We start from the raw sequence: 7926 nt of genomic DNA, 5'->3' as shown, positions 1-7926 counted from the left end.
CCAGGCGGTAGGTGGCCCCCAGCACCTGGCCCTGGCGCAGGGCCGCGATCGTGGGCGCCGGCGCGCAGCTCAGGCCCTGGACGTCCCACTGAGGCAGCGGCAGCGCCAGCAGGCAGGGGTGGCTGCGGTGCAGCTCCGCCAGCAGATGCTGGCCCGCCGACGCCAGCCGGTCCTCCGCCCGGCGCTGCTGCTGCTCCCGGATCCCCTGCAGCCGGGCCTGCAGGCTCACGGTGTGGGCCGAAAGGCTGCCCAGCAGCAGAACCATCGAGGCCCCCATGGCCAGGGGCAGGACGAATCCCTGCTCCCGGGCGCTGTGGCGAAGGGGGTGGCGATGGCGGTGGCGGTGCAACGTGGACATGGCGGTGGCAGCGAACGCCTTTTGAACGTTCCCCCAAGGGGTCAACAGCGACAGCCGGCCTAAAGTAAGGAATCCTTTCATCCGGACAAAGCCGGCGGCGTTCATGGTCCTGGCCAAGCGCACCAGCAAGAACCAGCTCACCTTGCCCAAGGCCGTGGTGGAGGCCGTGGGGATCGCTGATTACTACGAGGTGGCCACCGAGAACGGACGCATCGTGCTCACCCCCGTCCACCCGAATGCGGCCTCCCATGTTCGATCCCGCCTGGAGGAGCTGGGCATCACGGAAGCGGATGTGGCCGCCGCGGTGGCATGGTCTCGCCAGGAGTGACGATCCGCGTTGTTCTCGACACGAATGTGCTGATCTCGGCGCTGTTGTTTGAGAACGGCCGCCTGGCCTGGTTGCGCCGGACCTGGCAGACAGCCGCCATCAGACCTGTGGTCAGCGAGTCCTCTGCCCGCGAACTGATCCGTGTGCTCGCCTACCCCAAGTTTCGGCTCACACGGGCCGACATTGATCGGCTGCTGGCCGATGTGCTGCCATGGTGTGAAACCCATGCCGGCTCCATCAAGTCTGGTCAGTTCCAGGTTCGTGACCCGAAGGATCAGATGTTTCTCGACCTGGCCCTGGCGGCCGACGTGCCGGTCCTCGTCAGCGGCGATGCCGATCTGCTCGCCCTGAAGCACCCCTCACTCCCTTTGTTGATCCTGACGCCCGCTGAGTTTCAGATCTGGCTTGACAACCCCTGATCCGGGCTTCGCCTGTCAGTGTTGCCATGGGAAGGACACCCCAGCGCCCCATGAACGATCGCCGGCCCAGGGACACCCGTGATGAGGTCGACAGCATCGTCCATCGCCACCAGCTGGACTACTCCCTGGCCCAGCTGCGGCTGGTGGGGCTGGTGTTGCTGGTGCTGGAGCTGGCCACCCTGCTGCTGGCGGGCAGCTTCGCCAGCGTCGAGGCCCCCGCCGACCGGCTCAACGGCCTGATCGGCCTCTCCCCCGCCCTGCCGCTGCTGCCCCTCGGGTTCGGCCTCTATCTGCTCGGCGGCGGCCATCGCCGCCACCACCGTGAGCAGCCCTGGACCGGCGCCCTGCACCGCACCCTGCTGCCCCTGGGGTTGGTCCTACTGCTGCTGCTGCCGGCGGTCACGATCCATGACGCCGCCACCCTGTTCGGCCAGAGACAGTCGGCGCCCCTCTCGCCCCTGCATCAGAGCCTGCTCAACCCCGTGCGCCTGGGCACCACCCTGCTGCTGCAGGGGGTCACCGGCGCCGGGCTGCTGCTGATCCGCCGCCAGGGGCGGCGCCAGATGCGGCGGCTGGGGCTCACCCCGGCCCTGTTCTTCCGCGCCGACGGCACCGGGCCGGTGCAGCAGCATCGGCGTCGCTCGACGGATTAGGTACGGGTGGTGGGGCCGGGAGGAATCGCGCGATCGCCTGGGGGACATTGAGGCGCAGCCAGGGGACATTGAGGCGCAGCCAGGGGACGTTGAGGCTCGGCCAGCATGATGTCCAGATCTGTACATCCTGTACAGAATCCGCTTGGCGCAGCGAAATGGTGAGTCCAGGCGCTGCACGAAAGGGCGCGGATCCTTCCGATTCAGGCCCGGCCCGCCGCTTCAGAGCCCGCTCACTGATTCAGCTTCAGCACCGCCATGAAGGCCTCCTGGGGCACCTCCACCCGGCCCATGGCCTTCATCCGCTTCTTGCCCTTGGCCTGCTTCTTGAGCAGCTTCTTCTTGCGGGAGATGTCGCCCCCGTAGCACTTGGCCAGCACGTCCTTGCGGATGGCGCTGATGCTCTCGCTGGCGATGATGCGGCTGCCGATCGAGGCCTGGATGGGAATCTTGAACTGCTGCCGGGGAATCAGCTCCTTGAGTTTCTCCACCAGACTCTTGCCCACGTTGTAGGCCTTGTCGCGGTGCACGATGGTGGTGAGGGGATCGGCCTTCTCGCCGTTGATCAGCACATCGAGGCGCACCAGCTCGTTACGGCGGTAGCCGATCAGGCTGTACTCCATCGAGGCATAGCCCTTGGTGCGGCTCTTCATCTGATCGAAGAAGTCCGTCACCACCTCGGCCAGCGGCATCTCGTAGTGAAGCGTCACCCGGTCGGTGGTGATGTACTTCATGTCGATGAATTCGCCCCGGCGCTCCTGGCACAGCTCCATCAGGGCGCCGTTGTAGACATTGGGGGTGTAGATCTCCAGCTTCACGTAGGGCTCCTCAATCGATTCCCGCTTCTGGGGATCGGGGAGGGTGGCGGGGTTGTCCACCATCAGGGTGCTGCCGTCGATCATGTTCACCTGGTAGATCACCGAGGGCGCGGTGACGATCAGATCGAGGTCGTACTCCCGCTCCAGCCGCTCCTGCACGATCTCCATGTGCAGCAGGCCGAGGAAGCCGCAGCGGAAGCCGAAGCCCATGGCGCTGCTGGTCTCCGGTTCGTACTGCAGTGCCGCATCGGAGAGCTGCAGCTTGTCGAGGGCCTCCCGCAGGTCGGGATATTGATCCGCATCGGTGGGGAACAGGCCGCAGAACACCATCGGCGTGGCCTCGGCGTAACCGGGCAGCGGCTCGCTCGCCGGGTTGGCCGCCAGGGTGATGGTGTCGCCGACGCGGGCATCGGCCACCGCCTTGATCGAGGCGGCCAGGTAGCCCACCTCACCGGCATGGAGGCTGTCCACCTGGCGCTGGTCCGGCGCCATCACCCCCACCTCGTCGAGCTCCACCACCTTGCCGCTGGCCATCAGCAGCACCTTGTCCTTGCGGGCGATCACACCGCTGATCACCCGGAAGTAGACGATCACCCCCCGGTAGGGGTCGTAGTAGGAGTCGAAGATCAGGGCCCGCAGCGGTTCATCCGCCTGGTCCGGCGGCGCCGGCACCCGATCCACCACCGCCTGCAGGATCTCGGGCACCCCCAGGCCGGTCTTGGCGGAGCAGTTGATGGCCGTGGAGGTGTCGAGGCCGATGATCGCCTCGATCTCCGCCTTGATGCGATCGGGATCGGCCCCGGGCAGATCGATCTTGTTGAGCACCGGAATGATCTCCAGATCGTTCTCCAGCGCCAGGTACACGTTGGCCAGCGTCTGGGCCTCCACCCCCTGGCTGGCATCCACCACCAGCAGGGCGCCCTCGCAGGCCAGCAGGCTGCGGCTCACCTCGTAGGAGAAATCGACGTGTCCCGGCGTGTCGATCAGGTTGAGGATGTAGGTCTGGCCGTCGGCCGCCTTGTACTCCATGCGGGCGGCCTGGAGCTTGATCGTGATGCCCCGCTCCCGCTCCAGCTCCATGTTGTCGAGGAACTGGGCCTGCATGTCCCGGGCCGCCACGGTGCCGGTGTCCTGCAGCAGGCGGTCGGCCAGGGTGGATTTCCCGTGGTCGATGTGGGCGATGATGCAGAAGTTACGGATCCGCTGGGCGGGAACGTCGGTCATGGGGTTGGATCAGGCCGGCGCCCGATCACTCAGGCCGCCTCGGAAGAAGCTGGAGCGATCCTAGGGAGGTCCCCCGGCGCCCCCGGCCCGGAGGGCGCCAGCCTCCCTAAGCTTGGCCGAACGACTCCCTGCATCCCCCATGACCACCGACACCGCCAGCCCCGACACCACAGCCCCCGCCGTGGACAGCGACCCCCGCGCCCTCACCATCGAGAACGTGGAGCGGGTGCTCGACGAGCTGCGCCCCTACCTGATGGCCGATGGCGGCAACGTCGAGATCGTCGAGATCGACGGCCCGGTGGTGAAGGTGCGGCTGCAGGGCGCCTGCGGGTCCTGCCCCAGCAGCACCATGACCCTGAAGATGGGCATCGAGCGCAAGCTGCGCGAGGCGATCCCCGAAGTGAACGAAGTGGTGCAGGTGCTCTGAACCCTGCCGGAATAAACCCGCGCTCGCCCCCCATCCGGGGGGCTTTTTCATGGCGGATTGTCAGCCGGCCCTTCCGATTCCCCCAGCCGATGGCGTAACGCTCCTCAAGGCCCCGGGGCGATCCGGGCGTACGTTGAAGGTGCAGCAGGAATGCTGCGGCGACTGAGGTTCCTGTCCGCGTCGGAGGAGGCCTGGAGCGATGACATGCCGGCTGCTTCTGTCATCGCTGGCGGGTTCCCGGAGACCCCACCACGGGCGGCGGCACCCCACCGATGCCAGCGGGTTCATGGTGGCCTGCTTCCTGATCGTGCTGGCCGTGCTCCTCGGCGGGCTGGCCATGGCAAAGCGCTCCAGCCTGGCGGAGCTGGCCTCGGCCTACCAGAGCCAGGGCCGGGATGCCCGGGCCGCCGCCGACAGCGGCATGGCGGCCGTGGTGAGTGAGCTGAACCGCCACCGCAACCGCCAGCTGCTGGTCAACGCCTGCCTGCTCGAGACCTCCACACCCGCCGCCATCGCCGTCAACAACGCCGTCAAGGTGCCGGACGGCCGGGCCTTCGCCAACGTGGGCGCCACCTTCCCCAGCGCCGGCGTCCTCCCCACCGCCCAGACGATCAACATCGGCGACGGCTCCCAGCAGCGCTGGCGTCTCGTGGATGTGGACTGCTCCGGCGCCACCCCCGCCACGGTGCGCCAGGGCACCCTGGCCAACCCCATGACCGGGGCCGCCGCCGTGCCCCCCTCCACCGGCCAGCTCACCCTCACCGTGCGCGGCTTCGCCCTGCGCGGCGGCTCCGTCGTGGCCGCCAGCACCCTGCAGCAGACCCTGGAGGTGGTGCCCAAGTGCCTCGACCGCAGCCTGCGCGGCCTGGGGAACAGCTTCGGCAACGACATCCGCCGCTGCAGCCTGGCCCCGGGCTTCGGCTTCGTGGCCGGCGCCGCCGATGACAACACCGGCGATCTGGTGATCTCCGGCGGTGCCTACAACCTCAACGTCGATCCGGTCACCTGCATCGCCACCAGCCCGTCGGGCTGCGTCGACGGCCTGGCCAACACCAGCGTCAACGTGGTCGACGTCAACCTGCCGCCGCCGCTGCCCACCGCCAACGTCACCTGCCGCAGCGCCACGCCACCGGCCAGCTGCAACGTGACCGTGAGCAGCGACCTGACCCTCGCCAGCCGCAACTTCGCCAGCTGGCCCGCCCCCTGGAACAGCCTCTGCACACGGGAGGATGAAAACGGCGGCGCCTCACCTCCAGGCCCGTTCCAGACCATCTCCTGCAGCCTCAACCGGCTCAGCACCGGTAACAACGTCGAGCTGTTCTTCGACACCAGCGGCCCCACCGCCGCCACCACGATCCCGGTGCGGCTGCACTTCCCCAACGCCTCCACCAGCGCTCAGAAGAGCGTCTCGCGGGGCAACGGCTCCTCGGGCATCTTCCAGTGCGATTCCGATGCCGGGGCCATCACCTGCACCACCACCACCCAGGGCGCCCCCCGCGCCGCCGACCTGGCGCTGTTCGGTTGCCGCCCCGGCGCGCCCGCCCCCTGCGGGGCCCAGTTCCTCTCCCTGGGCAACGGCAACGGCGCCTCGCAGAGCATGTTCCTCTACTTCCCCCTCGGCAACATCGAGATGGGCGGCACCCCGGACTTCAAGGGGGTGATCTGGACGAACGACTTCCGCGCCAACGGCAACATCACCGTGACGATCTCCCCGAGCGATCTGGAGAGCGTCTGCGGGTTGATGAAGTTCTGCGGCGGCGACGACTCCCTCTATGAAACCTTCGCGATCGATTACGTCACCAGAGCCGTCAGGCGTCACACCTACTCCTGAGCCGCCGTGAAACCCCTCCGTACCGCCACCCTCCCCCCGCACCGCCGTCGCCACGGCGCCGGCTTCTCCCTGGTGGAGCTGATGGTGTCGTCGGTGCTGCTGGTGCTGGCCCTCACCGGCACCTCGGTGCTGTTCGTGGAGTCCAACCGTTCCTCGGCGGCGGCGGAGACCCGCTACCGCCAGCAGGCGCTGGTGGACACCGATCTGGCCCGGGTGCGGCGGCTCAACGATCGCTACACCTGCAGCAGCGGCACCTGCACCAGCCTGGGCAGCGCCGAGCTCGGCAAGAACGATTTCTTCCCACCGCCCACCTCCACAGCCGCCGACGGCAACAGCAGCGCCGGCCAGCTCTTCGAGGCCCTGTGCAACTCCACCGGCCTGATCAGCCAGCTGGTGGCCGACATCGGCGCCCCCCCAGCGGCCCTCACGGCCGCCGGCATCACCTACAGCATCGACAGCGCCAACCAGGGGCAGCAGACCGTGAGTGAATTCGGCACCAACGTGATGCGCAACCTTCACCGCTACACGATCACCTACACGAACAGCAGCAGCGGCGAGCTGCTGCGCCGGGTCACGCTCGTGCCCACCACCGTCTCCTGGTGCCCCTGATGAAACAACACCCCTCCCATGCCGGCTTCACCATGATCGAACTCACCGTGGTGGTGGTGATCGTGGGCATCCTCTCCGCCGTCGGGCTCAGCGCCTCCGGCAATGAATGGCGGCGCGAGCGGGTCAACGCGGTGGCCACCGAACTGGCGGGCTGGCTGGAGGGGGTGCGGCGCACCTCCCTGAAGGGCAATGCCTGCCAGGTGACCATCAGCGGCGGCAACCTGACAGGCGGCGCCACCCTCGCCACCGCGTCCGAGCTGATCGCCGGCACCGCCATCGCCAACCCGACCATCGCCAACAACTGCCTCACCGGCCAGCCGATGCAGATCAGCGAAACCCTCGGCGCCTCCACCTACTCGATCGCCCCGGGCGGCGCCACCAGCTTCAAGTTCACCCCCCGCGGCACGGTCAACGCCGCGGCCGCCGACACCCAGCTCACCGCCCCGGTGGTGATCCAGATCTCCCTGGCCGGCAGCGGCGGGCCGATGCGCTGTGTGCGCATCTCCGAAGGCCTGGGCCTGATCAGTGTGGGCGCCAGCAACTCCAGCGGCGGCACCTGCCCGGAGAGCAGCTACGGAGGCACCCTCTGACGCCATGAACCACCCCAACTCCCACCGGGGCTTCACGATGGTCGAGCTGCTGATCACCTCGGTGATCATGGGCGTGATCTTCGCCACCGGCAGCAACGTGATGGTGACCCAGATCCGGGTGTCCTCCCAGCAGGAATCGCTGCGGCGGCTGCAGGACCACTGGGGCCGCATCAACCACCTGCTCGACAGCGAGATCACCGAATCGGCCGCAGCCACGGCCGTCCCCGGCACGTCCCTCACTCTCACCCTGGCGGGTGGGCAGACGATCACCTACGCCTATGACGGCAGCACCCGGACCATGACCCGGACGGGCCCGCCCATCAACGACAACGGCACCCTGAACCTGGCGAGCGGAACAGCCAACGTGTCCTCGGTGCTGCTCACCAACGTCGACGCCTTCTCGCCCACCCTCACCAACAGCCGCGAACCGGCCTACACCCTGGCCCTCAGCGACGGGCTGGGGGCGTCGTTCACCGGGCTGTCGAGCTCCAGCCGCTCGCGCACATCCAGCTACCCCTGACCGCCGCCCCCATGCGTGCCCGCCCCCCGGCCCCGCGGCCGGCGCTCCTGCTGCCGTTCCTGCTGCTGCCCCTGCTGCTGCTGTCGGGGTGCCGGCGACCGGCGGTGGAGGTGGGCGAGGGCCAGCGGGCGGCCTGCCGCAGCGAGGCCGAG

At 68.4% G+C, this 7926-nt stretch carries 9 protein-coding genes and 1 pseudogene; 8 read left to right on the top strand and 2 right to left on the bottom strand.

Annotation, left to right across the window (positions count from 1 at the left end):
- A pseudogene (locus tag VB737_RS04200) lies at positions 1–358 on the bottom strand (hypothetical protein); the annotation flags it as partial.
- A 103-nt stretch (positions 359–461) separates the two neighbouring features.
- On the opposite strand from VB737_RS04200, the gene VB737_RS04195 reads away from it, so the two are divergent.
- Genes VB737_RS04195 through VB737_RS04185 form a run of 3 tightly spaced genes read left to right on the top strand, consistent with a single transcriptional unit; the run spans position 462 to position 1758 of the window.
- Positions 462–686 carry an AbrB/MazE/SpoVT family DNA-binding domain-containing protein gene (locus VB737_RS04195; protein WP_190548793.1) on the top strand — a complete coding sequence of 75 codons (225 nt, stop codon included), beginning with the start codon at positions 462–464 and terminating at the stop codon, positions 684–686.
- Positions 683–1105 (top strand): putative toxin-antitoxin system toxin component, PIN family, encoded by a 423-nt coding sequence (locus VB737_RS04190; RefSeq protein WP_500311383.1) that lies wholly within the window; start codon positions 683–685, stop codon positions 1103–1105. The genes VB737_RS04195 and VB737_RS04190 overlap by 4 nt, the downstream gene beginning before the upstream one ends.
- 50 nt (positions 1106–1155) lie before the next feature.
- Positions 1156–1758 carry a hypothetical protein gene (locus VB737_RS04185; RefSeq protein ID WP_500311381.1) on the top strand — a complete coding sequence of 201 codons (603 nt, stop codon included), beginning with the start codon at positions 1156–1158 and terminating at the stop codon, positions 1756–1758.
- Between the two features lie 230 nt (positions 1759–1988).
- Here VB737_RS04185 and lepA read toward each other — a convergent pair whose 3' ends face one another.
- On the bottom strand, positions 1989–3797 hold the full coding sequence (gene lepA / locus VB737_RS04180) for a translation elongation factor 4 (protein ID WP_323305475.1): 1809 nt from the start codon (positions 3795–3797) through the stop codon (positions 1989–1991).
- A 139-nt stretch (positions 3798–3936) separates the two neighbouring features.
- Here lepA and VB737_RS04175 point away from each other — a divergent pair, with 139 nt between their 5' ends.
- From VB737_RS04175 to VB737_RS04155, 5 genes are all read left to right on the top strand, one after another.
- Positions 3937–4224, top strand: coding sequence for a NifU family protein (locus tag VB737_RS04175; protein ID WP_323305474.1), 288 nt, complete (start codon positions 3937–3939; stop codon positions 4222–4224).
- 286 nt (positions 4225–4510) lie between these two features.
- Positions 4511–6055 (top strand): hypothetical protein, encoded by a 1545-nt coding sequence (locus VB737_RS04170; protein ID WP_500311377.1) that lies wholly within the window; start codon positions 4511–4513, stop codon positions 6053–6055.
- 6 nt (positions 6056–6061) lie between these two features.
- Positions 6062–6664: a type IV pilus modification PilV family protein gene (locus VB737_RS04165; protein ID WP_500311375.1), complete on the top strand. Its 603-nt coding sequence runs from the start codon at positions 6062–6064 to the stop codon at positions 6662–6664.
- A complete protein-coding gene (locus tag VB737_RS04160; protein WP_500311372.1) occupies positions 6664–7254 on the top strand; it encodes a pilus assembly FimT family protein in 591 nt (196 codons plus the stop codon). The genes VB737_RS04165 and VB737_RS04160 overlap by 1 nt, the downstream gene beginning before the upstream one ends.
- Positions 7255–7258: 4 nt before the next feature.
- The gene (locus VB737_RS04155) at positions 7259–7774 is read left to right on the top strand and encodes a PulJ/GspJ family protein (RefSeq protein ID WP_500311370.1); all 516 of its coding nucleotides are present in this window, start codon (positions 7259–7261) and stop codon (positions 7772–7774) included.
- Positions 7775–7926 lie beyond the last annotated feature (152 nt).

Origin of the sequence: Synechococcus sp. BA-120 BA3, from assembly GCF_034931285.1 — a bacterium.
In the GTDB taxonomy this organism is placed as follows: Bacteria; Cyanobacteriota; Cyanobacteriia; order PCC-6307; family Cyanobiaceae; genus Cyanobium.
This window is presented reverse-complemented; position numbering and strand designations above follow the sequence as displayed.

Excerpts from the sequence above, each read along its gene's own strand:
- lepA (WP_323305475.1), bottom strand. The coding sequence starts at position 3,797 with ATGACCGACGTTCCCGCCCAGCGGATCCGTAACTTCTGCATCATCGCC.
- VB737_RS04185 (WP_500311381.1), top strand. The coding sequence starts at position 1,156 with ATGAACGATCGCCGGCCCAGGGACACCCGTGATGAGGTCGACAGCATC.
- VB737_RS04175 (WP_323305474.1), top strand. The coding sequence starts at position 3,937 with ATGACCACCGACACCGCCAGCCCCGACACCACAGCCCCCGCCGTGGAC.
- VB737_RS04155 (WP_500311370.1), top strand. The coding sequence starts at position 7,259 with ATGAACCACCCCAACTCCCACCGGGGCTTCACGATGGTCGAGCTGCTG.
- VB737_RS04170 (WP_500311377.1), top strand. The coding sequence starts at position 4,511 with ATGGTGGCCTGCTTCCTGATCGTGCTGGCCGTGCTCCTCGGCGGGCTG.
- VB737_RS04195 (WP_190548793.1), top strand. The coding sequence starts at position 462 with ATGGTCCTGGCCAAGCGCACCAGCAAGAACCAGCTCACCTTGCCCAAG.
- VB737_RS04160 (WP_500311372.1), top strand. The coding sequence starts at position 6,664 with ATGAAACAACACCCCTCCCATGCCGGCTTCACCATGATCGAACTCACC.